Genomic DNA, 24775 nt, shown 5'->3' with positions numbered 1-24775 from the left:
CCGCGAACGGAAAAGAACGAGCGGGCTGTTGAAATGCGTTTCAACGCCCTCGCGCCGACGCGCCTGTGGGTTTATGCCACGCGCGGACCCAGACCGGGCCATGTCGGAACCGACACGAGTGATTCGCGGATGACGGTCAGAGACGTCTACCTCCCGGTCGCCGCCCAACCCTCGGTGGAGACGCTCGTCGGGATGAGTCAACTGGCCGAAGACCACGGCTACGAGCGCGTCTGGTTGCCCGAGACGTGGGGCCGAGACGCCGTCACGACGCTCACGAGCATCGCCGAACACACCGACGACGTGGGTATCGGGACCTCCGTGATGAACGTCTACTCGCGGTCGCCCGCGCTCGTCGGGCAGACCGCCGCGACGCTCCAAGAGGTCTCGGACGGGCGACTCCGCCTCGGCGTCGGTCCCTCCGGCCCCATCGTCATCGAGGGGTGGCACGGCGTGGACTTCGAGCGACCGCTCCGTCGGACCCGTGAGACTATCGACGTCGTCAAGCAGGTGCTCTCGGGCGAGACGGTGAACTACGACGGCGACATCTTCCAACTGTCGGGGTTCCGCCTGCGCTGTGACCCGCCGGACCCGGTCCCGCCCGTCGACGCGGGGGGTCTCGGCCCGAAGTCGGTCGAACTCGCCGGGCGATTCGCCGACGGGTGGCACGCACTGTTGCTGACCGCCGACGGCCTCGAAGACCGCCTCGAAGACTTCACCCGCGGAACGGAACTGGGTGACCGCGACCGTTCGGAACAGCGAGTCACGCTCTCCTTACCCTGCTGTGCCCTCGAAGACCGAGAGCGGGCACGCGAGTTGACCCGTCAGCACGTCGCCTTCTACATCGGCGGGATGGGTACCTACTACCGGGACGCGCTGGCCCGGCAGGGGTACGAGGACACGGCCTACGAAGTCGCCGAGAAGTGGGCCTCCGGCGAGCAAGACGCCGCCACCGAAGCTATCGGCGACGACCTGCTGGACGCCATCGCCGTCGCGGGCACGCCCGAGGAGTGTCTGGACCACATCGACCGGTTCGAGGGTATCGACGGCGTCGACGCCATCAACGTTTCGTTCCCCCGCGCGGCCGACCGCGAGGCCATCGACGCGACTATCGACGTACTCGCGCCCTGACGCTCACTGTCGCGACGGTCGGTGCGCTCAGTCCGGCCCGTCTATCGGGTCGATGCCGTCCCGACGGCCGTCCAGAATCGCGAACCGCTCGCCGCGTCGCCGTTCAAGCCAGTACAGCAACCGCTCGGCCCACCGGAGTTTCTGTCGCTTCTCGGGGTCGACGCTCGGGTCGTCGAAGTCCCACCCGACGAAGACGAGGCCGTCGGCGCCGAAGTGGTCGGCGAAAAAGGCCGCGCGGTCGCCGTCGGTGAATCCCCCGAAATCGTGGACCGCGTCGGTCGGCGCGGCCTGCGTCGTCGGCACGACGAACGCCGGGTCGTACGTCGGGACGAACGCCTCGACGGCCGGGACGTTGTCGCCGTGTGCGTGGACAAGTACGGGCGTCCCCGACCGAGTGAGTTCGGCCCCCGTTTCGGCGTTCTTGTCGAGGTCGGTGACCATGCAGTCGACCCGGACACCGACTGCTCGAAGCCTATCGGCGGCCGTCGAGGCCGCCACGACGATGTCTGCGTCGGCCGCCCGGTCCGCCTCGTCCTCGACGGACGGTCCGGCCCCGACGACGGCGACGGTTTGCCCCTCGATACCGAGGGCCCGCGGCTCGTAGGTCGCGGTTGATTCGAGTATCACGCCGAGCACGTCCCGCGCCCGTTCGTCACCGGCGCGGTCGTAGCCGAAGTCGGCGAGGATGCGCTCGTACACCGGCTCCCACGTGTCGAAGTTCATAGCTGTGACTACCGAATAACGTCCAGATAAACCGGGTTGAGCCGAAGTGGCACGTCCGTGTACCCCTACCCGGGTGCCCTTTCGGCTGTCAAGATAACTTATTGACGCCTACGGTATAAGCTTTCTCTTACTGCCACCTGCATGATTGCGGTTGCCCAGTTACGTACCAGCCACGCGACAGGCTCAAGATGGAAAAGCGACAACAACTCGAAGATGGAACTCCCGAGCACCGAGGCTCTCCCCGATTCGCTGGTCGTGGTCACGAATCGACAACCCTACACCCACGAGTGGACTACAGGGCCGGTCGAGGGCGAAATCGGAGAGCGAGACGTGACCGTCTCCTCGGCCGCCGGGGGCGTGACGAGCGCGCTCGACCCCTTACTGCAGGTCACGGGCGGGACGTGGGTCGCGTGGGCCAGCGGTGACGCCGACATGGCCGTCGCCGAGGACGGCGTCGTCACCGTCCCGCCGGGCGAGGACGGCTACAACCTCAAACGGGTTCCGCTCTCGGACGCGGCCGTCGAAGGCTACTACCACGGCTACTCGAACCAAGTGCTGTGGCCGCTGTGTCACGAGGACACCGGGCGAATCTGGGCCGCGCCGTCGTTCTGGGAGCAGTACCGGGCGGTCAACGACCGGTTCGCGGAGGCCGTCAGGAGCGTCACCGACGCCGACGAACTCGTGTGGTTTCAGGACTACCACTTCGGCCTGGCTCCCCGAGCGGTGCGGTCGGCCCGTCCCGACGCGACCCTGCATCACTTCTGGCACATTCCGTGGCCCGCGCCGTCGGTGTTCGAACACTGCCCCCACGGCGCGGAACTGCTCGACGGGATGCTGGCGTGTAACGTCGTCGGCTTCCACACCGAGATGTACGCCGCGCAGTTCCTCCGCTGTGTCGCGGCCACGCTCCCCGAAGCGTCGGTCGACCGAGACAGCGGCGTCGTCTCGTACAAGGGGACCGAGACGCGCGCCCTCGCGAATCCGCTGGGTATCGACGTCGACGGCGTCGAGGGCCTGGCCAAGACCGTCGATACGGACGCCGTCCGCCGACGCGTCCTCGACGACGGCATGGCTCACCCGTCGATTCGACTCGTCCTCGGCGTCGAGCGCCTCGACTACTCGAAGGGAATTCTCGAGCGAATCGCGGCGCTCGACCACCTCTGGGACCGCCGTCCGGACCTCCGAGGAGCGTTCACCTACGTCCAGAAGGGGAGTCGCACGCGCGAAGGCATCCCGACCTACCGCCGCTACCGGCAGGACGTCCTCGACGAAGTCAATCGCGTCAACGAGACGTACGGGACCGACGACTGGCAACCCATCGCTTACACCGAACAGAACTTCGACATGGAGACGCTTGTGGGACTGTATCGCGCCGCCGCCGTGGCCCTCGTGACGCCGCACCGCGACGGGATGAATCTCGTCGCCCACGAGTACCCGGCGGCCTGCGTCGAGGATACTGGAACGCTCGTGCTGAGCGAACTCGCGGGGGCGGCCACCCAACTCGACGGCGCACTCATGGTCAATCCGCACGACGTGGCCGAAATCGCGTCGACGCTCGAACGGGCGCTGGAACTCGACGACGCCGAGCGCCGCGACAGACTCGCCCGACTGCAGGCCAGTGTCGCCGCCCTCGACAGCAGAACGTGGGTACAGCGGCAGTTCGCCGCGGCCGAGTGAGATAGCCAGCGCCACCGACCTGTGTAACGACTGCTTACCGGGTCCGAGCATCGGTAATACGTTTCTCACGGGGCGGGAACTACCCCCTATATATTTCGTCTATCATGTCGAAGCAATAACTATGAGTACCAGACAAACACTCCACTCAGAGATACTCGGGCGCGACGTGAACTTCGACTACTCCGAGAACTGGGTCGGCTATTCCCTGTTCTTCATGCGGGTCGTGATGGGATGGACCCTGTTCCAAGGCGGTATCACGAAAGTGGTCACCTACCTCGACGCCGACCCGTCGAACAACTGGACCGCCGCCGGGTTCCTCGCGAACGCCATCCCGCAGGGCAACCCCTTCACCGGGATGTTCGCCGCGATGGCCGGCAACCCCCTCATCGACTGGCTGAACATGCTGGGGCTGACGCTGGCCGGTCTCGCCCTGCTCCTCGGTGCGCTGGTCCGCTTCGCCGCGTTCTGGGGTGCGGTGATGATGCTGTTCTACTGGCTGGCGGCGCTGGAAGGCGGCCTGATGGCTGGCCTCCCGGTCGCCCACGGCTGGGTCGTCGACGACCACATGGTGTACGCCGTCCTGTTGTTCGGACTGGGCGCGTTCGGCGCGGGCCGCATCCTGGGTCTGGACAGCTACATCGAGGACCTCTCGTTCGTCGAGAACAACCGGTGGCTCCGGTACTTCCTCGGCTAGACGCCACACCGCGCTCTTTTAGTCGCGTTGCCGACTAGCCCCGCGCATGGGCAAGGTCAACATCGGACTGCGAGGCTGGCGGTTCGACGAGGACGTGTTGGACGAGGACGGCGACGTGCGGCCGTTGGTGTCGCAGGAACCGGACGTTCGACAGCGTCTCCTCGTGCTCGCCGACCGGGTCGTCGACCCGTGTGACGCCTGTTGGCTGATTCACGGCGACGAGGAGATTCAGGAGTGTAACGTCGCGGAGGTCATCTACGGCGAACCGGGCGGCGAGGTGGTGCTGTGTTCGGTCCACGAATCGGACTTCCTCTACTGGTTCCGGGAGGACGGCGGCGACGGCTACGCTGGCGAACTCGAACTGCAACCGGCCTTCCACGAGTGGTTCGCCGACGGGAACCGCGCGCCGGACGGCTACGCCGGACTGGAACACGTCGAGGAGGACCCGACTGCCTTCGAGGACGCGCCCGACAGAGCGGAGTCCATCCCGTCGTTCGAGGAAGAGGTACAGGAACTCGACGACGAGGAACTGGACGCGATGAACATCGACTTGGACAACCTCGACGTATGATTTCGGTCGCCGTCGTCGACGCGGAGACGCCGGGTAACGTCGGGACTATCGCCCGGTCGATGAAGAACTTCGGCCTCTCGGAACTGCTTTTAGTCGACCCGCCCGAACTCGACCCGGACGGCGAGGCCTACGGGTTCGCCGGACAGGCCCGCGAGGACATCCTCCCGAACGCCCGCGAAGTCTCCTTCGACCACCTCACCGAGAACTATCACACCGTTGCCTGCACCGCGACCACGAACGAGGGCGACGCCAACCACGTCCGGTTCCCGGCGAAGACGCCCCGCGAACTCGCCGACTCCTTGGGCGAGGTGGACAGCGACACGTGCATCGTGTTCGGGCGAGAGCGGGTGGGCCTCACGAACGACGAACTCTCACGACTCGACGAAATCTGCTCGATTCCCGCCGCCGGTGAGTACCCCGTCCTGAACCTCGGACAGGCGGCGACAATCGTTCTGTACGAACTCCGCACCGTCACCGTCGAGCGCACCCAGCATCCCGAGGAGCTACACCCCCACGCCGACCAGCGAGCCGTCGACGGCCTTCACGAGGAGTTCACGCGGTTCCTCGACGCCGTCGACCACCCCGACGAGAAGCGACAGAAGACCCGGCGGATGTTCCGCCGGGTGTTGGGCCGCGCCCGCCCCACCGGACGCGAAGTGAGCACGCTCAGAGGGCTCTTCCGGAGCGCACGGACGAAGATAACGCGACTGGACTCCGACGACGAGTAGCGCTCAGTTACGGACCTGCGCGGACTCGCCGTAGGTCGCCGCGAGGTACGCTTCGGCCCGGCGTTCGATGTCGCCGTCGTACGACCAGAATCCCTCGAACGTGTCGTCGCCGCGTTGTACCGCTAGCAGCGTCCCCCGATTGTCCGGGTCGCCGCCCCCGTCGTAGACGACGAACCACGACTCGGCGATTTCGCTGTCCGGGTCCGCGGGATGGACGGTCACTCCCGGGACGGTGACCTCGGTGTCCGGGACGCCGTAGAGGTGGACCTCGACGCCGCTCTCGGCCAGTTTCTCGTAGATTCGGGCGCTCTCCGGACTCTCGGTGAGGTTCGACAGTCGCTGGAACCCCGCGTGCAGTCGACCGCCGCCGGTTCGGTAGGCCAACTGCTCGACGGAGTGACTCACGTCGACGAGGAGTGCCCTGTCGGCCGCGGCCGCCCCGAACACCGACCGGTCGAGGTGGGTCAACAGGTCGCTGGTCTGCCGGTCGGCGAACGCGTCCGGGCCGTCCTGCAGTTCGATGGCGGCGCTGAGCGAGGAAATCGATTCGCTCGCGAGTACGTCGTCACCGTGGTGCAACAGCGCCACGCCGCGTGGTTGTGGGACATCCATCGTCGCCTCGCGGACGGCGATGCCGTGACGGTCGAAGTACCGCTCGAGCACCGAGAGCGTCTCGGGCGGCCCGTCGTAGTTGCAGACGGTCAGCGTGGGCGACTCCGCACGCACCGATTCGAGTAGCGACCGCAACGAGTCGTCGACCGGGGCGTCCAGCGCCGCCGCCGACGGCGATTCCCCCGGTTCTCGCTTGGGTCGCCCGTCCCGGTCGTAGGGGACCCACGCCGTCGGTTCGCTGTCGACGCCGACGACCCGAAGTTGCACGTCCGTCTCGCGTTCGCGGATTTCGACGACCCCGTCGACGAACGACCGGAGGCGCTGAAGGTGCTCTTCGTCCATCGTATCCGAGTGCGCGACGACGAATCCAACCCCGTTCGCCTCCGCGATTCTGTTCGAGACGACGTGGAGGAACCGAACGACCTGTTCGGGTGGCGCGTACATCGACATCGTCGTCAGCGAGAGCAGGCCGACTCGGAGCGTCCTACTGTGTCCCTCGTACAGCGCCTCCAGAAGGCTCGTCAGTTCCATCCCGATTCCCGTGAGGTCCGCCGGTGACCCGACTCGACTGTCCAGCGAGTGTCGTTCAGTCCTGTCGTGCGCGTCTCCGAGACAGTCGACGATGCCGAGCGGTAGCCCCTCGGGGGGCATCTCGGCGTACTGTGCAATCGACTCCCGCACGTCCGCGGCGCTACTGTCCGTCGTGACGACGGCGACGCCGTCGCCGTCCGAGAAGCCCTTCGCCAACAGTCGGGTGACGAGTTCCCGCTTCCCGGTCATCGGCGGGCCGACGACAAGCAGTGTCGACCCGGGGGCGACGCCGTCGACAGGGAGGGAGTCCCCAACGTTGTACATACCGCGCCTACGGCGACTGGGGTAAGAAATGTACCGCCGTATCGTGAACCTCTGCCGACGTTTCAGGCTCGCTTCTGAATCTCCTCGCGGAGCACGTCGCTTACGGTGTCGCCGTCGGCCTTCCCGCGGAGCGCACCCATGCACTCGCCCATCAGGGCCGAGAACGCGCCCATGCCCTGTTCCTCGACTTGGTCGGCGTTGCGTTCGACCACGTCGGCGACGGCCTGGCGGACCTCGTCTTCCTCGACGCCGCCGAGGTCCTCCTGCTCGACCGCTTCCTCGGCGGTCAGCGACGGGTCCGCTGCGAGTGCCGTGAGCAGGTCTTCGAGGCCTTCTCGGGGGACCTCACCGCCGTCGACGAGCGCCAGCGTCTCGCGGAGGTGGTCGTCGGTGAGCGCGTCGACGGCCACGCCGTCACGACGGAGTTCGGTCAGCGTCGATTCGAGCGTCCCCGCCGCCAGCGTCGGGTCGACGCCCTCGGCGACGACGGCCTCGAACAGCGGCCAGCGCTGGCCGTAGGCGACCTGTTCGGCGAGGCCGGAATCGAGGCCGTACTCGGACTCGTAGCGAGCGACCTTCTCCGTGAGCAGTTCCGGCGTCTCGACTTCCGTCACGTCGGGTTCGACCGGCGGCACGTCCGTTTCGGGGTACATCCGCGCCGCGCCTGGGAGCGGTCGGAGGTACCGCGACGTTCCGTCCTCCAGCGCGTCACGAGTCTCCTCGGGCACGCCGTCGAGGGCCGTCTTCGCGCGTTCGGCGACGGCGTCGATTGCCAGTTCCGCCGTCTCGGGGTCGTCCGCGACGAGGGCGACTGCGTCCTCGGGTCCGGCGTCGACGGCCTCGCGGAGCGCGGCGACTTCGGCCTCGGTGACGCCGTAGGCCGGGAGTTCGTCGGTGTGGAAGATGCCGCCCGCGCCGTGGCGCTTGGCGTGGTCGGAAAACTCGGTGCCGAGGCGGCGGTCGGGCTGGACCTCGCGGCCGACGAGGCCGTCGAAGCCGTCGAGTCGCACCGCGTGGACGCTACCGCCATCGTCGAGCGCACCCCGGATGACGCCCGAATCCGTCTCCGCGAACACGTCCGTCACGTCTTGCGGGTCGCCGACGGCGGCGTCTCGCTCGACGAGTTCGTCTGCGATGTCGACGAGTTCCACCTGTCTGCGGACCTCGTTGCGCACGAGGTCGTCGATGTCGTCGAGGCTCTGGACGCCTTTCAGTTCGATTCGCGCCCCCTCGCCGATGGAGATGTTCACGTCCTGTCGGATGGTCCCGAGGCCGCGCTTGACGTGGCCCGTCGAGCGCAGGAGCATCCCGATTCGCTCGGCCGCCTCGCGGGCCTGTTCTGGCGAGCGGATGTCCGGCTTCGTGCCGATTTCGACCAGGGGGATGCCGAGGCGGTCGAGCGAGAAGCGGACGCCCGACTCGGTCTCCTCGACGCGCTGGCAGGACTCCTCTTCGAGCAGCATGTCCTCGATGCCGACCGGTCCCTCGCTCGTCTCGATAGCGCCGTCGTTGGCGACCAGCATCGAGCGCTGGAACCCGGTGGTGTTCGACCCGTCGACGACGATTTTCCGCATCACGTTCACCTGGTCGACCACGCTCATGTCCATCAGTTGGCCGATTTCCAGCGCCGTCTCCATCGCCTCGCGGTCGACGCGGTGGGGCGGTTCGTCGTCCTCCTCGACGAGACACGTCGAGTCGTAGGCGAGGTACTCGAACTCGCGGTCGACCATGCTCTCCTCCAGGGCGGCGTCGTCTATCTCCCCGAGTTCGCTCTTGGTCGGATGGAGATACCGAGTGAACGAGCGGTCGGACGCGTCCGGTTCACGAATCCGCGTCGGACAGTCACAGAACAGTTTCGTGGCCGTGTCGAGTTGCTGGTGTATCTCCAGCCCGGCCACGAGGCCGAGGTCCTCGTAGTCGAAGTCGGCGGCAGTCATTGTCAGCGTGTCCGGGACCGGGGGCCAAAAAACGCACCCTTCCCGCCCCCGCACTTTTGCGCGTTCGGCCCCTCTCCCGTGGTGTGCGTTGGCAACTCGTGGCCGTCGTCGGTCTGCTCCTCACGACGGCGGGATGTACCGGCTTCGCCGACTTCGGGAACGAAGCGACGCCCGTGACACCGGCCCCCGTCCCGACGGAACGCGCGGAGGCCCGAACCCCAGCGTTGCCCGCGGGCGTGACCGACGCAGGCCTCCAGCAGACCGACAGACTCGTGGCTGCCCACCGTCAGGCCCTCGCGAACCGCTCTTACACGTTCAACGAACTCTACTCACAGCGGCAGGCCGCCGGAACCGACGGTGAACGCCTCCACCGGAGCGAGACGACCCGGGTCACCGGCGTCTCGACGTACCGCCACGAACTCGTCCGGCAGACGATGCTGGTAAACGGAAGCGTGCGGCGGTACGCGCAGTCGACGTACGGCGACGGAACTCACTGGTACGAGCGACAGAGCGAGGACGGCGACGTTCGGTACACGGCCGGTACGATTCGCTTTACCAGCGACCAGTTCGCCTACGAATCCGCGTTCTACGTCGAGCAGTACGCCGACGCCAACTGGACCGCTAACGGGTGGGTCCGCCGCGACGGCGAGCGGTACTACCGCATTCGGGGCGTCGGCGGTCGACCCCCGAGTGGCGTCCCCGCCAAGGAGTACCGATTCGACATGCTGGTCGGCACCGACGGCGTCGTCCACCGCTTCGAGGTGGCCTACACCGTTGGCTCGCGCGTAGTGCGCTACGAGTTCTGGTACACCGGCCTCGACGAGACGCGCGTCGACCCGCCGGACTGGCTACCGGCCGCCGAAGACGCGACCGGGGTGTGAGAAATCGGAATGCCGCGTTTGAAGGGGCTTCGCTAGTCCTCTCCGAGAATGCCGCGCTCGGTCATCTTCGCCGGGTCCAGCACCTCGTCGACTTCGTCCTCGTCCAGATACCCCTCTTCGAGGACGACTTCGCGGACCGTCTTGCCCTCGGCGAGGGCCTTCTTCGCGACCTTGCTGGCCTTGTCGTAGCCGATGGCGGGGTTGAGCGCCGTCGCGAGCGCCATGCTCTGTTCGACGCGTTCGGCGCAGTGTTCTTCGTCGGCTTCGAGTTTGGCGACGAACTTCTCGGCGAACACCTCGCTCCCGTTGGCGATGAGGCGGGCCGACTGGAGGAAGTTCGAGGCGAGTATCGGCTTGTAGAGGTTGAGGTCGATCTGGCCCTCGGCCGCACCAGCGGCGACGGCGGCGTCGTTGCCGACGACCTGCTTGTGGATCTGATTGACGGCTTCGGCGACGACGGGGTTGATTTTGCCGGGCATAATGGAGGACCCGGGCTGGTTCTCCGGTTGGTCGATTTCGCCGAGGCCGTTGCGCGGACCGGAGGCGAGCAGTCGGAGGTCGTTGGCGATTTTGTTCAGCGACCCGGCGACGGTGCGAAGCGCACCGTGGGCCTCGGACATGGCGTCGTGGGCGGCCTGGGCCTCGAAATGGTTGTCCGCCTCACGGAACTCGACGCCGGACGCCTCGCTGATGTACTCGGCCGCCTTCGCGGGGAACTCGGGATGGGTGTTGAGGCCCGTACCGACCGCCGTTCCGCCGAGAGCGAGTTCAGAGAGGCGGCCCTGCGTGTCCTGCACGCGGGAGATACCCTTCTCCACCTGCGTGCGGTAGCCCGAGAACTCCTGTCCGAGCATGATGGGCGTCGCGTCCTGCAGGTGGGTCCGACCCGTCTTGACGACGTTCTCGAACTCGTCTTCTTTGGCTTCGAGGGCGTCTCGGAGGGACTTCAGCGCCGGAAGAACGTCCTTCTCGACGGCCTCCAGCGACGCGACGTGCATCGCCGTCGGGATGACGTCGTTCGAAGACTGGCCGAAGTTGACGTGGTCGTTCGGGTGAATCTCGCGGGTCCCGATTTCGCCGCCGTACAGTTCGGTGGCGCGGTTCGAGATGACCTCGTTGGCGTTCATGTTCGAGGAGGTGCCCGACCCCGTCTGGAACACGTCGACCGGGAACTGGTCGTCGTGCTCGCCCGCGATAACCTCGTCTGCGGCCTCGACGATGCAGTCAGCCTTGTCCTCGGGAACCGTTCCGAGGTCGCGGTTGGCCTGCGCCGCCGCCTTCTTCACGATGCCGAGGGCCCGGACGAACCGCCGGCCGAAAGTGACCTCGCTGATGGGGAAGTTCTGAATCGCGCGTTGTGTCTGCGCGCCCCAGTAGGCGTCGGCCGGAACCTCCATCTCTCCGAGGCTGTCCCGCTCGGTTCTGAACTCGTCGCTCATACGTACGGGGGGTCGAACGCCCGCGCGTAAAACCCACCGGTACCGGCCGAGCGAACGAGTGACTCATCTTGGGACGATGAAAGTACGAAGTATTCATTCAACTAATTTGGTCAGAGTTCCAGTCGAAACTGAGGTTGTGGTCAGAGGGCCTTCGTGGCCGATTAGCTCGGCGAAGTGGTTCGCGATAAAATCGGCCATTCCTTCGAGGGATATTCGAGGAGATACGTTCTAAATTCGGAGTTCCGAGTATATGCCACGCCATGGTAACAAAACACACATGACAATATTTCTAAATAACGAATATTAACGATAGAACGCTGAAGACGTTGAAATTCGGCGTCTGAACGACTCGCTGACATGCATGAATATTCGGAAGCATTAAGTGTAACGTCTAACCACTTAGGATGAGTTCGACTCCACGGTGACGACCATGACTGACGACCCCGTCCCAAACCTGTCACGAATCCGTGCATTTGGCACGCGTGGACAGGATGTCGCTCCCGACGGAGTGACCTGCCGCGGGCACGCCGGAGCGGCGACGGGTGACAGTGGTACATCAGCGGACTCGACGGGCGACTGGCACGTTCACTGGTGGGTGAACGATACAGGGGACACGACGACGGGTCGACGATACGCGGACCCGTCAGCCGTCCCTGAGCCAGTCGGTTTCGTCCCGGACGCGACGGCCGACCGCGCGTCGACCGTTCGACCCGGGCACCAGACGATTCCGGGGACCGATGCCGACCGTCGACCTGATGTACGAACTCACCTGCGCGTACGACTGACACAACCATGCGCGAGATACTCAAGAGACTGAAAACTGCCGGGGACACACTCCGGTCGGCGGTACGGAGAGACGCATCGGACGAACAACCAGTCGCGACTGACGGTGGGACCGAGACGGCGGTGGGGAACCGACGACGAGACACCCTCCGAAACTCGTTGCCGGTCGAATGGGAACTCCTCGAATCGTCCCCGTTCTGGCTCCCGCCAGTGCTGCTCGCGGGCTTTTTTGTTTACGGGGCGATTCTCTGGAACGCCGTCCTCTCGCTGACGGACTTCCAGGGCCTCGGCGAACCGGACTACAGTTCGCTCGACTTCAGCATGTACGCACAGATGGCGAGCGACGGCGCGTTCTGGCAGGCGACACAGAACACCCTCGTGTTGCTGGTGGTGTTCACCATCTTCTGCCTCGCGCTCGGGCTATTGGTCGCCATCCTCATCGACCAGAACATCCGGTTCGAGAACACGTTTCGAACGATATATCTGCTCCCGATGGCCCTCTCGTTCGTCGTCACGGCGACGATGTGGTCGTGGGTGTACAACGCCAGAAGCGGCGTGTTCAATCAACTGCTCCGCGTATTCAACCTCGAAGGACTCGTTATCACGCTACTGAAACCGGCGGCGGTCAACGCCGACGTGGTCCAATGGCTATCCTGGAACACGACGGCGCTGGCGGCGGTCATCTTCGCGCTCATCTGGCAGTTCAGCGGCTACGCGATGGTCGTGTTCCTCGCCGGACTCCGCGCGATTCCGACCGAACACTACGAGGCCGCACGCGTCGACGGCGCGTCGACGGTGCGGATGTACATGCGCGTCATCATCCCACAACTGCGGGCGTCGGCCGTCTCCGCGTCCGTCGTGCTGATGGTGTTCGCGCTGAAGGCGTTCGACTTCATCTACTCGCTCCGCGGCTCCCAGCCGGGTGCGAACATGGACATTCTGGCGACGATGATGTACCGCGTGGCGTTCGACAGCCTCCAGTGGGCCTACGGGTCGGCCATCGCTATCGTGCTGTTCCTGCTCGCCCTGCTGGTCATCGGACCGTATCTCTACAGCGAATACCGACGAGGTGAACTATGAGTACCGAAAGCCGCGACCCCATAGCGAAACTGCGGGAGATGGAAACGAGCCGCATCGGCCTGTACGCCGTCCTCCTGTTCGGTCTCGTCTTCTACCTCTTCCCGGTGGAGACGGCCGTGATGACGATGTTCAAGACACAGGACGCGTTCATCCGGACGGTGCCGTTCGCACCGCCGAACGCCGACGGCTTCACGCTCGAGGCGCTGATGACGGCGTGGAACACGCTGCGGCCCGGCCTCATCAACTCGATGTTCATGGCGATTCCGGCGACCCTCCTCTCGGCACTGCTGGGGAGCCTCACCGCCTACGGCCTGACCACGCTCAGTTGGCGCGGACAGGTCGGCGTCGTCGTGTTCATCATCGCTGGCATCTTCATCCCGTATCAGGCCGTGCTGGTCCCGCTGGCACAGTTCTGGTACCAGATTCTGCCGGACCTGCTCAACGGGTTCGTCAACACCGTCTTCGGCTTCATCACCGGCGGCAACTGGACGTACCCCAGCCGTAACGGCTACCTCCAGTTGCTCCAGCTATCGGTGACTCACGCCGCCTACGGCATCCCCATCTGTACGCTCCTGTTCCGGTCGTACTACCAGAGCATCTCCGACGAGATGATCGAAGCCGCACGTCTCGACGGCGCGACGGCGTTCAGCATCTACAAGAACATCATCCTGCCGCTGTCGCTACCGATGTTCGCGGTGACGCTCATCTACCAGTTCACGCAGGTGTACAACGACCTGCTGTTCGCGCTGGTGCTGGTCAACGACCCCGCCTCGCAGGTGGCGACCCAGCGCCTCGCCGCGCTGACCGGCGGCGTCGTCCAGTCGTTCAACACCACGATGGCCGGTGCCATCGTCGCAGCACTCCCGACCCTGCTCGTGTACATCTTCTTCGGCGAACAGTTCGCGAAGGGTGTCGCAGGGGAAACCTAAGGAGGCTCAAACATGGCACAACTCACACTCGACGACGTAACGAAAATCTTCCACGACGACGACGAGGGCGAAATCGTCGCCGTCGACGAGGTGTCTGTCGACATCGAGGATGGCGAGTTCCTCTGTGTCGTCGGCCCGTCTGGCTGTGGCAAGTCGACCACGCTCCGGATGATCGCCGGACTCGAAGACATCACGCGGGGCGAGATTCGCCTCGGAAACGAGATCATCAACGACCAACCGCCCGCCCGACGGAACGTGGCGATGGTGTTCCAGTCGTACGCGCTGTACCCGCACATGAGCATCCGCGGGAACATGGCGTTCGGGCTGGAGCAGTCGACGAACATGTCCGACGACGAGATTCAGACACGGGTCGACGAGGCGGCCGACCTGCTCGGTATCGACGACCTCATCGACCGCAAACCCGGCGAACTCTCCGGTGGGCAACAACAGCGAGTGGCGCTGGGTCGGGCTATCGTCCGCGACCCCGAGGTGTTCCTGATGGACGAGCCACTGGCGAACCTCGACGCCAAACTCCGCGCAGACATGCGGACGGAACTCCAGCATCTGCAGGAGGACCTCGACGTGACGACGGTGTACGTCACGCACGACCAGACCGAGGCGATGACGATGTCCGACCGCATCGCCATCCTCAACGACGGGAAACTCCAGCAGGCCGCGACGCCGCTGGAGTGCTACCACGAACCGAACAACGTCTTCGTCGCGGGCTTCATCGGCGAACCATCGATGAACTTCTTCGACGTGGACCGGCAGGGGTCGACGCTCGTCGCCGACGACTTCGAGTACGACCTCTCGGACCGCGTGGCTCGCGAACTCGGCGACCGGACCGACCTCACCCTGGGCATCCGCCCGGAGGACATCGAAGTCGTCGCGGACGGGTCGGGCACACACACCTACCAAGGGGTCGTCGACGTGGTCGAACCCCGTGGCAACGAGAACACCGTCCACATGCAGTTCGAGGGGACCGACGGCACGCAGTTCATCGCCACCGTCGACGGGATGCGCAACATCGACGGGGGCCAACACGTCACCGTGGCATTCCCCGAGGAAGCAATCCACCTCTTCGACGCCGCCACCGGTGAAGCGGTCCGCAACCGCGAACTCGGCTCCGTCGAGAAAGTCGAATCGGTCGTCTGAACGGCGTCACATCTCGCGACGATTTTCTCACACGTGTTTTTTCACCGCCACTCGACAGTCGGTAGCGGTCGGTAGCGGTCGGTTCGGCGTCTGCCCGCTCAGGTCCAGCGGTCGAGGCCGGTCTGGACGAGCGACTCGCTGATGCGCTCGAACCCGCGCGCCACTTCGTCGGCGTCGACTTCCCACTCCTCGGTGACGAACCGCCGGGCGGCCTCCACGTCGGGGTCAATGTCGGCCGGAACGGCGTACTCGTCGGTCACCGCGGGGTCTAAGAACAGATTGCGGATGCGGTCCGCGTGTTCGATATGCTCGTCCCGGGCTTCCAGAACGGTGTAGAGGTCGCCGTGTTCGGCAATCTCCTTGACCGCCGTCTTCGGTCCGATACCGGAGATACCCTCGTTGAAGTCCGTCCCCATAAGGATGGCCGCGTCGACGAGTTGCTCCCACGTCAGGTCGTGTTTGTCCAGCGTCGCCTGGAAGTCCATCAGTTCGGGGTCGCCGCTGGAGGTGAGTTGACGGAGCGTGTAGGGCGCACCGAACAGGAGCGCGTCGTAGTCTTCCGTCCCGACGTAGTCCACGTCGCCCTGTCGGGCCATGTAGGACGCTTGGCCTTCGCCCTCCGCCGGAGCGTCGACCACGGGCACGTCGAGAAGCGAGAGCAGTTCTCGGGTCGTCTCGACGATGGTGCTGGTGAGTCGCTGGGTGCGGGAGTCGAGTTTCGCCACGCGGGTGGCGTCACCGGCCTCGCGGGCTTCTTCGAGTTGCTCCTCGTAGCGTTCGCGCTGTTCGCGGCGCTTCGCCACCTCGTCGTCTTTCAACTCAGTGACCGCGCCGTCGAAGACGAACACCGGTGTCAGGTCGTGTTCGAAGAACTTCGGGAGGCCCTGTACGACGCCGATGAGGTTCGCCACCTCGTCACCGTCGGCCGTCGTGTACTTCGCGTCGCTCGTGAACTTGACTGTCGTGGTCAGATAGCGATAGAGCCAGTTGTGGGCGTCGACGGCGACGACGCTCCCCTCTAACTCCTCGAAGGTCACGTCCTCGATGGCGGCCAGCGACCGGAGGTCTGCGTTTCCCATTACCCCGGCGTTGGGCGGACAGCGGTTTGAATCTCCCGGGACGAGCAAGATTCAACTGCGTGCCACCCGAACGTGTCAGCGATGCACATAGTGGACCGACTCCGCCGCCCGGAGTACACCGGTGCGAATCGCTGTCTCCCGTGTACGGTCGTGAACCTGCTCATCGCCGCCGTCCTCTCGGCGGCAGTCGCCACGCTCATCGTCTCCCTCGGACGGCCCGCGTTCGCCGCTCCTGCCGGTGGTCTCGTCTTTCTCACCGCCGCCGGTCTCGTCTACGTCCGCGGCTATCTGGTCCCCGGCACGCCGACGCTGACCAAGCGGTATCTCCCGGCACCAGTCCTAGCGCTATTCGGGAAGGGGCCGCAGTCGGCCCGGCCCGGCCGAGAGACGGAATCGATTGCCGACTTCGACGTGGAATCCGTACTGCTCGACGTGGGCGCGTTGGAACCCTGTGGCGACGACCTGTGCCTGACCACGTGGTACAGAGACGCGTGGCAGGACGCGGTGGCGACCGTCGACGCCGACCGTGAGGCCCTGCTGTCGCAGTTGGACCTCGACGCCGCCACCGTCGAGTTCGAGGAGTACGGCGACGCCTTTCAGGCCCGCGTCGACGAGACGACGGTGGGGACGTGGGAGTCGCGGGCGGCCTTCGAGGCGGACATCGCCGCCGCGTCGGTGCTCGAAGACGCCTACGACGACTGGGACCGACTCTCCGTCCAACAGCGCGGACAGGTGTTGAACGGCCTCCGCCTGTTTCTCGATACGTGTCCGGAGTGTGGCGGAACGCCGACCTTCGGCGCGGAGACCGTCCAGTCGTGCTGTCACGAGTACGAGGTGGCCGCGGTCACCTGCGGGGACTGTTCGGCCCGTCTGTTCGAGTCGGAACCGGTCTAATCGCCGCCTGGGCCGTCGGCGGGGTCCGCAACGACGCTCGGCGGGTCGCGCCCGCGTTTCGCGGCGAGGAAGTCCTGCTCCTCGGCCGAGAGGTCGCGCTCTCTGAACCGGTCCAACCCCGCCTGATAGCGTTCCGTCGAGCGCTCGCCGGGCCACGCCAGCGTCAACTCGGCGAGGCCGCGTTCCTCGCCCGTGAAGCTAAATCCCGCACGGTAGGCCGCCTGAAACGAGAACGGATTGTTGACGCCGATAGTCACGCGGTCGTAGCCGCGTTCGGTCGCTCGTGCGCGGACGAACCGGAGGAGAGTGGCTCCGAGTCGCTCGCCCTGCCGGTCGGTGCGGACGGTGACGTAGCGGACGCACAGCGTCGCGTCGTCCGTCCGGTCGGCGTCGAAGGCCGCCGCCGCCACGACGCCGTCGTCCCCGACCACCGCCTTCCCCGTCGACGTCATCACGAACTTCCCGGCGTAGGCGAACCGCGTGTGGTCGAGTCTGAGGCGGTGGCCGTCCTCGGGCCACCCCAGCAACGCGAACTCCATACCGACTCTCAGTGGCCCGGCGAGTTGTACCCTGCGACCGAGCGGTTTTGGTCGCCGCGACGGAAGAAGGGGCATGCACGGTGACGTGGGGCCGTTCGACCGATTCGCGCCGGTGTACGACCGAGTGATGCCCCCCGCTCGCAGGGGGCTGCTCCGCGACGGGCTTGCCGTCGCGGAGCGGGACGTGGAGCGCATGGTCGACGTTGGCGGTGGCTCGGGACGGGCGATTCGGCGTCTCGACGCCCCGCAACGAACGGTCGTCGACGCCGCCCCGGGGATGCTCCGACAGGCCCGGCGCCACGGTCTCGATACCGTCGCTGGCGACGCCCGTCGTCTTCCGCTCAAGTCCGGGAGCGTCGACGCAGTCCTCGTCGTCGACGCGATACACCACATGGACCGAGTCGACGACGTACTCGCGGAGGCCGCGCGCGTGCTCAGGCCCGGCGGCGTTCTCGTCATCCGGGACTTCGACCCCGTGACGCTGCGCGGACGGGGGCTTGTCGCCGCCGAACACCTCGTCGGCTTCGAGTCGGTCTTCTACACGCCAGCGGAGTTAGTCGAGAAGCTAACGGCCGCGGGTCTCAGGCCGACTATCGTCGAGGAGGGATTCGGTTACACGGTCGCGGGTGTCGCCGAAAGCGAGACAGGGAAGTGAGCGGAGTTCGAACCGCCAAGCATGAGCGTTTCGACGGTCGGCGGCGAACGAGTCGAACTGTCTTCGCGGACGGCGGCGCTGGCAGTCGCCGACTTCGCCGCCATCGCGGTGTTCGTCGGCGTCGGCGAGGTCACGCACGGCTACAACCCCTTCGTCGACGTGGGCCGATTCGCCGGAACCCTCGCGCCGTTCTTGCTCGGGTGGGTCCTCGTCGGCGGATTGACCGGGGTCTACGGGAGCGACGTGTTGCGGAGTCGGACCGGGATGGCGGTGAGGACGCTCGGAAGTTGGGTCCTCGCCGTCGTCGTCGCCCAACTGCTGCGCGCGACGGCCGTGTTCCACGGCGACGCCGCACTGACGTTCGCGCTCGTCTCCGTCGCCATCGGCGGGACGCTGCTCGTCGTCGCGCGGACGGCCGCGTCGCTCCTCCTCGCGAGATAGTCCGAAGAAAGGACACCGCGTCCCGATAACCGGTTTTTGAGTGCCGTAACCCTCCCACCACTACCGAAGCAGTCGCGCCACTTAGCGGAGTTCGTCTACGTCGAGAGCGACTGTCGACTGAATCCACGCTTGGTGGTTCTCTCGGTCGTAGATGACGAACTCGTCGTCGCCGATGTGTAGTTCCGCATACCGCCGTTCCGGTGCGTCCGTCGTGGCGTCACTCGTGTTGTCCGTGGCGTTCGTGCTCATTGTCCTGAGAGCAGGCAGTGTGTGGCGCTGCCCCCTCCGTATTGGGAGACTTTGGCATGGTTCATAAGTACTATCCCCCAGTTATCAGCCGAAAAAACCAGCTCTGCCGATGCGTAAACGATGTCCTACGTCGTTCTCACGAGCTGAAAAACACCGGTAGCGGGGGAGAACGGATACGTTCCTGACAATACCTCGCGCGCGGCCAGAATGCGACGGATTTCGCCGTCGTCGACCGCCAGAACGCGCGTAGTCTGCCCCGAACGTCGCAAACGCCGCCACCGACCGTCTCGAAGCCGATGTCCAGGTCTCGCTAATACGCGGTAGAGTCGCTCTATCCGATAATTTGGCCCTGTACCTTCCCATAACTTATGAGAATCTATCGGAGAGATTTCAGACGGGGTATAAGATGCCTATAAGAAATACTATGCAGAGAATACGGGAAACACTTATGTACCCATATCCCGAACTATAATTCACACTTATGACGGGTTACTACGACATTGTCCTCGGTCTCATCCCGCTCGCAATGGCTGGAATCACTGGTGCGCTCACGATTGCTGGCTTCGCGATTACCACCGCGATTCCGATGGCTTCGGTCGTCGCCGTCGGCCTCATCGGCCACGCGATGTTCGTCCGCGCACCGGTCGACCCGGTCCCCACCGAGTCGACCGCACAGACCGAACCGCTCCAGACCGCCGACTGACCGTCGGTACCCGTCATCCAATTTTTCCGCCGCTCTGTCGCCACCGAGGTTAAGGACCGGTCGACCGAAGATGGAGGTATGTCGACCGACGCGACTGCCCTGTTCCTCACGAGCGACGAGATAGCCTCCCTCGCGGGTCCCGCCGACTACGTCGACCCCGTTCGGGAGGGGTATCGAGAGCGCGGCGACGGCGCGCCCGCCGAACCGCGGACGACGCTGTTCAACGACGACCCCGCCGGGATGCTCACCGGTTACCTCGCGATTCTCCCCGAGACGGGCGCGATGGGTGGGTACACCTACGCCGCCGGATTCGGCGGTCGGGACGCACACTTCGCGCTCCCCATCTTCGACGCCGAGTCCGGCGACCCGTTGGCCCTGCTCGACGGCGCGAGTATGAATCCGCTGAAGACCGGCGCGGCCGGTGCCGTGGGTATCGACGCCCTCGCGCGCCGGGACGCGACGGACCTCGCCGTCATCGGGAGCGGCGCGCAGGCCCGCGGGCAGGTCCGCGCGGCCGCGACCGTTCGCGATTTCGACCGCGTCGAAGTGTACTCGCCGACGCAGGCTCACCGGGAGTCCTTCGCCGCCGAGATGAACGAGGCATTGGACGCCACCGTGGCGGCCGTCGCGTCCTCCGCGGCCGCCGTCGAAGGCGCGGACGTGGTCGTGACGGCGACGAACGCGAGCGAACCGGTTTTCGACGGCGACGTGCTCGAAGCGGGCGCGCACGTCACCGCGATGGGACAGTATCACCCCGAAAAGCGGGAGTTAGACGCGACGACCATCGAGCGAGCGACGTACGTCCCGGACCTCCGCGACCGGGTCACGCAGGACGCCGGGTCGTTTATCCACGCGATGGAGGAAGGCGTCGTCGACGAAGCCCACATTCACGCGGAACTGGGGGAGGTCGTCGCGGGCCACGCCGACGGCCGCACCAGTCCCGACGAAATCACGGTCTTCGACTCCGGCGGGACGGCCATCGAGACGGTGGCGGCGGGGAAGATGCTGTACGACCGCGCCAGCGACGAAGAGGTCGGCGAGGAGATTCCGTTCGCGCCCGCGAGTCGCGCGATGGACTAGAGGTACGGAGCGAGTCCGAGGGCGTCGACGAGCGTGATACCCGCGGCGAACGCGCCCAAGACGTAGCCCGCGATGGTGCCGCCGTTGAGTAGCGGTAGCCCGGCGTGCGCACGGCCCTTGAGGACCATCCAGAGCAGTATCGACAGGCCGACGAACGTCCCGACCATCGCGGTCAGCGACGGGAGGGGTATCCCGAGGACGGTGGCGACGCCCTCCGGCGCGAAGAAGGCCGCACTCGCTACCAGCACCGTCGGGATGACGGCGTCGCCGAGGCCGATAAACAGGGCGTCGCGGTCCAGCGGCCCGCCGTCTTCGTGGGCCCTCTCTCCGTCGTCGCCCGTATCCGGTTCGCGCTCGTCGACCGCCGGTTCGGGGGCCGACACGCCATCTCCGCCATCAGCGGCGGCGTCCGCGGTCGGATTCGGCGTCGGCGCGTCGAGGAACGAGTACGACAGCGACAGCGGGATGACGAGGACGACGGGGACCTTCAGGTCCATCACGCCCGAGGCCAGCGTCAACATGTGTTCGGTGCCGTAGACGCTGATGGCGTCGTACACCGCGAGCACCGTGAGCAAGACGAGCGCCGGGAGGATACCGAAACTGATGCCGAACAGTCCCGCGCCCGCCGCGCCCATCACCGCTCCGGCGGCGTCGATGACGTACCACTCCGGGTGGACCAGTAGTGCGACGCCGAGCGCGGCCGCCAGTCCGATGGCGAGGACGTTGAATCCGCCCACCGTCACGACGGGTGGGACGAGGACGCGAAAGACGTACAGCGAGAGCCACGCCCCCGAGAAGACGACAAGGCCGCGAATCAACTGGTCTGCGTCGTACTTGAACGCGAGCAACATCACCGCCGTCGCGACGAGGATGCCACCGATGTAGAGGACGCTGTTCGTCGGGTCCGACGGGTCCTCGACGGCCTGATAGCCAGCGCTCTTGAACGGTTCGACGAGCGCCAACGCACCCAACTGCACGAACAGGAAGATGAGCGCGATGAGTCCACATCCCGCGGCGACGCGCCAGCGTGTATCCATGCCGATACGTCCGAGAGGACCGACTTTGAGGGTTACGGAGCCGTCTGCTCAGCGTGCGTACAGCGCCGACCCCACCAGTCCGGGCAGGTGGACGTTCGACCCCGGCGAAACGGCCATGTACGGCTTCTCGACGGGACCGAACACGTCGACGACGGAGCCGACGGTCCGGAGTTGGTCGTCGACGATATCGGTCCCGACATCGGCGTACTCCGCGTCGGGCGCGCGGACGATTGCCAGCCCTTGCGCGACTCTGACGACCGACCCGACGCGCCTCATTCGCGGAGCGCCTGTAGGTACGCCGCAACGGCACCCAGCAGGTCCGTCTTCGTGGCGTCGTCGGCGTTCTTCACGAGGACTCTGCCCCGAGTCTCGTACTCTCTCGGATAGGTCTTCTCGCGTTCGATGACCGCGTCGTAACCGACCTGCTGGACCGCCTTGGCAATCTCGTCGACCGTCGGCTCCTCGACCGCGAGGCCCCGGGAGACGCGTCGCCCCTCGCTGCGCGAACAGTCCGCGTCGAATGCCGCAGGCCAGATGACGTTCTCGACCATACCGGACGTGGCCCCCGCTGGCTTATGTGCCTTTCCGACATCCGACGTGCGTCGGCCGTCGCATGAGGGAAACATACATAACCAAATGGGATATGACTTCGTACGATGGTCAACAAAACCGTGCTGGGCATCGCCGTCCTGTTGGTCCTCGCCTCCTTCGGCGGTGGTATCTTCGTCGGGATGCAACTCGGTGGACAGGACGCCGAACCACAGACCGATTCAAGTGGTTCGGACAGCGGTGGCGGCGATGACGGCGGCGCGGCGCAGACGAGTACAGCGACGCCGACCAACGGGTCCGCCTCCAACGGCTCTGTGGACAATGGTACAGCGACGAACGAGACGACGCCAGACGGGACGGCGACGGCGACGCCAACCCCGACGCCGGTCGAGACAGAGCAGGAAGCGTACGTCCCACCGCGGTACTACAGCGAGAGCAAAATCGCAGCACACGTCGCCGAATTCATCAACGAGGAGCGACAACAGCGCCGCCTCGACCCCATGTCCCCGAACGGGAACACCGCGGACCGTATCGCAGTGATGGCCGAGGGCCACAGTGACGCGATGGCGGCCGAAGGGCGGACCGTCCACGAAATCGACGGCGTCGACAGTGCCGACCGATACCGCCAGAGCGACCTCTACAGCGCCTGTACGTTCCAGGCCGCTGGAAAGTCGTACGTCCGATATCCCGACGGCAACAACTTCGAGGCAATCGACCGCACCGTCGCCGGACAGGTCTACACCGAAGACGGCCAAGAGCAGTTCAACGCCGGGAACCGAGAGGTCGCTCGCGCCATCGTCGACTCCTGGTTCGACACGCAACCGTACCGCGACCGCCTCACCTACGCGAACGCCGCCCGGATGGGCATCGGCATCAACGTCACCGACTCGGGCGACGTGTACGCGACGGCGAACATCTGCGGCTGACCGGACCGGTTTTTCGCGGTTCGAAACGACGGACGCATTCTGGAGAGCGGCTACCTGACGAGCGAACAACTCGCTTCGCCCCGAAGGGTCCGACGCAGGGAGCGACACTCACGCCGACAGCGACGGGAGCGCGGTGCCGACGCCGAACAGCGTCCCGGTCGCTTGACGCCGAGAGACGGGACCGAGTACGGCCGACGAGTGAGTCGAGCGCGACACCGCGTGCGAGGACAACGTCCGTGGGTCGAGGGCGTCTGCTTGTTCGACAGTGCTCGTCGAGCGAGCGGATACCGCTCGCTCGGATAGGGTGACCACTTCGTCGGGCGCGTCTGTCTGACGCGACGGCCCGCAGTGAACTGCTTCGAGTGAGTGCGAGAACGAGCGTGAGACGACACACGGCCGAGAGAGTGAGGCGACGGAGTACAAACACGAACGGTCCGGGGGAGCGACGGAATCGTGTGAGAACGGCGAGAGAACGAGGCCGCAGGCGTCAGTTACTGGACTGGTTCTGCTGGTCGGCAATCCACTGGTCGTACTCGTCGGGCGGCATCACGACGACTTCGCCAAGCATCCTCGAGTGGCCGGAGCCACAGTACTCGGCGCAGTACAGTTGGTAGGTCCCCGGTTCGGTCGGGACCGTACGGAGACGGTTGTACTGGCCGGGGAACGCGTCGGACTTCAGCCCGAGGCTCGGGACGTGGAAGGCGTGGAGCCAGTCACGCGAGGTGATGCGTAACCGGACCTCCCTGTCCGCTGGCATGCGGAGTGTTCCGGTCGACGTGGCCGCCGCGTTGTCCTGGAAACTGGAGCCGTTGTAGTAGAACGACCAGCCGTAGCGGTAGGCCTGCACCTCGATGTGTTCGGGGTTCTCCTGTTGGATGTCGGCTTGGGCCCCCGCTTCGGCGGTGACGTAGGGGCTCGCGAGCACCTGATAGGAGGCGACGCCGACGAACAGGAGGATGATGGCCGTCGCGACGGTCCACGTGATTTCGAGGCGACGGTTCTCCATCGTCGGGAGCGGTTCGTCCTGATTGCGGAACCGCCAGACGGTGTAGATGAGAATCCCCTCGACCAACACGGTAATCGGAATGGCGACGTACAGCAGGTTCAGGTTCAGCTCCCAAATCTGCTCGACCGTCGTCGAGGCGGACGGCTGTGCTGCGACCGGTTCGGCGGCGAGCGCGAGCAACGCCGCGCCGAACAGAGCGACAAGACCGACGCGTCTCCGGGTCATGGTCGCGGCTTAGGATTTCGGGGATAAATAACTGCTGTCTTGACTTTCGGACCCCGTCTCGTCCGGCGACAGACAGGGCGTCGGCACGTCGATTAGGAGGGGGTTTCTCAGGCAGATAGCGGCCACAAACCGACCTCGAAACACGGGGTGAGCGGAACGTGTTCCGGGCGAGCCGCTATAGGCCAGTTATCCGCGATTAC

General features: G+C 65.6%; 26 protein-coding genes. 15 read left to right on the top strand and 11 right to left on the bottom strand.

The features are described 5' to 3' along the window. The first annotated feature begins 129 nt into the window (after window positions 1-129). Window positions 130-1128, top strand: coding sequence for a TIGR04024 family LLM class F420-dependent oxidoreductase (locus NJQ44_RS07555; protein ID WP_254274073.1), 999 nt, complete (start codon window positions 130-132; stop codon window positions 1126-1128). A gap of 27 nt (window positions 1129-1155) precedes the next feature. Here the strand turns inward: NJQ44_RS07555 and NJQ44_RS07550 are convergent, their stop codons facing one another. After that, window positions 1156-1851 carry a 6-hydroxymethylpterin diphosphokinase MptE-like protein gene (locus NJQ44_RS07550; RefSeq protein WP_254274072.1) on the bottom strand — a complete coding sequence of 232 codons (696 nt, stop codon included), beginning with the start codon at window positions 1849-1851 and terminating at the stop codon, window positions 1156-1158. A gap of 213 nt (window positions 1852-2064) precedes the next feature. Here NJQ44_RS07550 and NJQ44_RS07545 point away from each other — a divergent pair, with 213 nt between their 5' ends. The 4 genes from NJQ44_RS07545 (at window position 2065) to NJQ44_RS07530 (ending at window position 5521) form a co-directional block, all read left to right on the top strand. Next, window positions 2065-3528: an alpha,alpha-trehalose-phosphate synthase (UDP-forming) gene (locus tag NJQ44_RS07545; protein WP_254274071.1), complete on the top strand. Its 1464-nt coding sequence runs from the start codon at window positions 2065-2067 to the stop codon at window positions 3526-3528. A 121-nt stretch (window positions 3529-3649) separates the two neighbouring features. After that, window positions 3650-4222 (top strand): TQO small subunit DoxD, encoded by a 573-nt coding sequence (locus tag NJQ44_RS07540; RefSeq protein ID WP_254274070.1) that lies wholly within the window; start codon window positions 3650-3652, stop codon window positions 4220-4222. 46 nt (window positions 4223-4268) lie between these two features. Beyond that, window positions 4269-4793: a DUF8114 family protein gene (locus NJQ44_RS07535; protein WP_254274069.1), complete on the top strand. Its 525-nt coding sequence runs from the start codon at window positions 4269-4271 to the stop codon at window positions 4791-4793. After that, window positions 4790-5521 carry an RNA methyltransferase gene (locus tag NJQ44_RS07530; RefSeq protein WP_254274068.1) on the top strand — a complete coding sequence of 244 codons (732 nt, stop codon included), beginning with the start codon at window positions 4790-4792 and terminating at the stop codon, window positions 5519-5521. The genes NJQ44_RS07535 and NJQ44_RS07530 overlap by 4 nt, the downstream gene beginning before the upstream one ends. Window positions 5522-5524: 3 nt before the next feature. Here NJQ44_RS07530 and NJQ44_RS07525 read toward each other — a convergent pair whose 3' ends face one another. Together NJQ44_RS07525 and gatE are read right to left on the bottom strand one after the other, a co-directional pair. Beyond that, entirely contained in the window at window positions 5525-6988 is a 1464-nt protein-coding gene (locus NJQ44_RS07525; protein ID WP_254274067.1) for a DUF7504 family protein, read from the bottom strand. 62 nt (window positions 6989-7050) lie between these two features. Continuing rightward, window positions 7051-8925, bottom strand: a complete 1875-nt coding sequence (gatE, locus tag NJQ44_RS07520; RefSeq protein ID WP_254274066.1) for a Glu-tRNA(Gln) amidotransferase subunit GatE — start codon at window positions 8923-8925, stop codon at window positions 7051-7053. Between the two features lie 83 nt (window positions 8926-9008). Here gatE and NJQ44_RS07515 point away from each other — a divergent pair, with 83 nt between their 5' ends. Continuing rightward, window positions 9009-9806, top strand: coding sequence for a hypothetical protein (locus NJQ44_RS07515; RefSeq protein WP_254274065.1), 798 nt, complete (start codon window positions 9009-9011; stop codon window positions 9804-9806). A gap of 32 nt (window positions 9807-9838) precedes the next feature. On the opposite strand, the gene NJQ44_RS07510 is transcribed toward NJQ44_RS07515, so the two are convergent. Then, the gene (locus tag NJQ44_RS07510) at window positions 9839-11245 is read right to left on the bottom strand and encodes a class II fumarate hydratase (protein ID WP_254274064.1); all 1407 of its coding nucleotides are present in this window, start codon (window positions 11243-11245) and stop codon (window positions 9839-9841) included. 792 nt (window positions 11246-12037) lie between these two features. Between NJQ44_RS07510 and NJQ44_RS07505 the strand changes: the two genes are divergently transcribed. Genes NJQ44_RS07505 through NJQ44_RS07495 form a run of 3 tightly spaced genes read left to right on the top strand, consistent with a single transcriptional unit; the run spans window position 12038 to window position 15192 of the window. Then, window positions 12038-13108: a carbohydrate ABC transporter permease gene (locus tag NJQ44_RS07505; protein ID WP_254274063.1), complete on the top strand. Its 1071-nt coding sequence runs from the start codon at window positions 12038-12040 to the stop codon at window positions 13106-13108. Continuing rightward, entirely contained in the window at window positions 13105-14037 is a 933-nt protein-coding gene (locus NJQ44_RS07500; RefSeq protein ID WP_254274062.1) for a carbohydrate ABC transporter permease, read from the top strand. Before NJQ44_RS07505 ends, NJQ44_RS07500 begins: the two co-directional genes overlap by 4 nt. 12 nt (window positions 14038-14049) lie before the next feature. Continuing rightward, window positions 14050-15192, top strand: a complete 1143-nt coding sequence (locus NJQ44_RS07495; RefSeq protein WP_254274061.1) for an ABC transporter ATP-binding protein — start codon at window positions 14050-14052, stop codon at window positions 15190-15192. A gap of 98 nt (window positions 15193-15290) precedes the next feature. Here NJQ44_RS07495 and fen read toward each other — a convergent pair whose 3' ends face one another. Next, window positions 15291-16271: a flap endonuclease-1 gene (gene fen, locus NJQ44_RS07490; protein WP_254274060.1), complete on the bottom strand. Its 981-nt coding sequence runs from the start codon at window positions 16269-16271 to the stop codon at window positions 15291-15293. Between the two features lie 81 nt (window positions 16272-16352). Between fen and NJQ44_RS07485 the strand changes: the two genes are divergently transcribed. Next, complete coding sequence (locus NJQ44_RS07485) at window positions 16353-17165, top strand: DUF8054 domain-containing protein (RefSeq protein WP_254274059.1); 813 nt, start codon at window positions 16353-16355, stop codon at window positions 17163-17165. Here the strand turns inward: NJQ44_RS07485 and NJQ44_RS07480 are convergent. Further along, on the bottom strand, window positions 17162-17704 hold the full coding sequence (locus tag NJQ44_RS07480) for a GNAT family N-acetyltransferase (RefSeq protein WP_254274058.1): 543 nt from the start codon (window positions 17702-17704) through the stop codon (window positions 17162-17164). The two genes, NJQ44_RS07485 and NJQ44_RS07480, sit on opposite strands and share 4 nt — an antisense overlap. 73 nt (window positions 17705-17777) lie before the next feature. On the opposite strand from NJQ44_RS07480, the gene NJQ44_RS07475 reads away from it, so the two are divergent. Both NJQ44_RS07475 and NJQ44_RS07470 read left to right on the top strand, forming a co-directional pair. After that, window positions 17778-18359, top strand: coding sequence for a class I SAM-dependent methyltransferase (locus NJQ44_RS07475; protein WP_254274057.1), 582 nt, complete (start codon window positions 17778-17780; stop codon window positions 18357-18359). 21 nt (window positions 18360-18380) lie between these two features. Further along, the gene (locus NJQ44_RS07470; protein WP_254274056.1) at window positions 18381-18800 is read left to right on the top strand and encodes a DUF3054 domain-containing protein; all 420 of its coding nucleotides are present in this window, start codon (window positions 18381-18383) and stop codon (window positions 18798-18800) included. 81 nt (window positions 18801-18881) lie between these two features. Here NJQ44_RS07470 and NJQ44_RS07465 read toward each other — a convergent pair whose 3' ends face one another. Then, window positions 18882-19049 carry a DUF7331 family protein gene (locus tag NJQ44_RS07465; RefSeq protein ID WP_254274055.1) on the bottom strand — a complete coding sequence of 56 codons (168 nt, stop codon included), beginning with the start codon at window positions 19047-19049 and terminating at the stop codon, window positions 18882-18884. 481 nt (window positions 19050-19530) lie between these two features. Here NJQ44_RS07465 and NJQ44_RS07460 point away from each other — a divergent pair, with 481 nt between their 5' ends. Both NJQ44_RS07460 and NJQ44_RS07455 read left to right on the top strand, forming a co-directional pair. After that, window positions 19531-19752: a DUF8015 family protein gene (locus tag NJQ44_RS07460; protein WP_254274054.1), complete on the top strand. Its 222-nt coding sequence runs from the start codon at window positions 19531-19533 to the stop codon at window positions 19750-19752. Between the two features lie 78 nt (window positions 19753-19830). Further along, a complete protein-coding gene (locus NJQ44_RS07455; RefSeq protein WP_254274053.1) occupies window positions 19831-20832 on the top strand; it encodes an ornithine cyclodeaminase family protein in 1002 nt (333 codons plus the stop codon). Here the strand turns inward: NJQ44_RS07455 and NJQ44_RS07450 are convergent. From NJQ44_RS07450 to srp19, 3 genes are read right to left on the bottom strand one after another with little or no spacing between them, the layout of a single operon-like run. Then, window positions 20829-21869: a presenilin family intramembrane aspartyl protease PSH gene (locus NJQ44_RS07450; RefSeq protein WP_254274052.1), complete on the bottom strand. Its 1041-nt coding sequence runs from the start codon at window positions 21867-21869 to the stop codon at window positions 20829-20831. The two genes, NJQ44_RS07455 and NJQ44_RS07450, sit on opposite strands and share 4 nt — an antisense overlap. Window positions 21870-21917: 48 nt before the next feature. Beyond that, a complete protein-coding gene (locus NJQ44_RS07445; RefSeq protein WP_254274051.1) occupies window positions 21918-22145 on the bottom strand; it encodes an H/ACA ribonucleoprotein complex subunit GAR1 in 228 nt (75 codons plus the stop codon). Next, complete coding sequence (gene srp19, locus NJQ44_RS07440; protein WP_254274050.1) at window positions 22142-22420, bottom strand: signal recognition particle subunit SRP19; 279 nt, start codon at window positions 22418-22420, stop codon at window positions 22142-22144. Before srp19 ends, NJQ44_RS07445 begins: the two co-directional genes overlap by 4 nt. 105 nt (window positions 22421-22525) lie before the next feature. On the opposite strand from srp19, the gene NJQ44_RS07435 reads away from it, so the two are divergent. Next, window positions 22526-23344, top strand: coding sequence for a CAP domain-containing protein (locus NJQ44_RS07435; RefSeq protein ID WP_254274049.1), 819 nt, complete (start codon window positions 22526-22528; stop codon window positions 23342-23344). A gap of 487 nt (window positions 23345-23831) precedes the next feature. On the opposite strand, the gene coxB is transcribed toward NJQ44_RS07435, so the two are convergent. Then, a complete protein-coding gene (gene coxB, locus NJQ44_RS07430) occupies window positions 23832-24575 on the bottom strand; it encodes a cytochrome c oxidase subunit II (RefSeq protein ID WP_254274048.1) in 744 nt (247 codons plus the stop codon). Window positions 24576-24775 lie beyond the last annotated feature (200 nt).

Source organism: Haloarcula marina (assembly GCF_024218775.1).
GTDB lineage: Archaea > Halobacteriota > Halobacteria > Halobacteriales > Haloarculaceae > Haloarcula > Haloarcula marina.
Note: the sequence above shows the minus strand (reverse complement) of the source record. Positions and strands in the feature narration are given on the sequence as shown.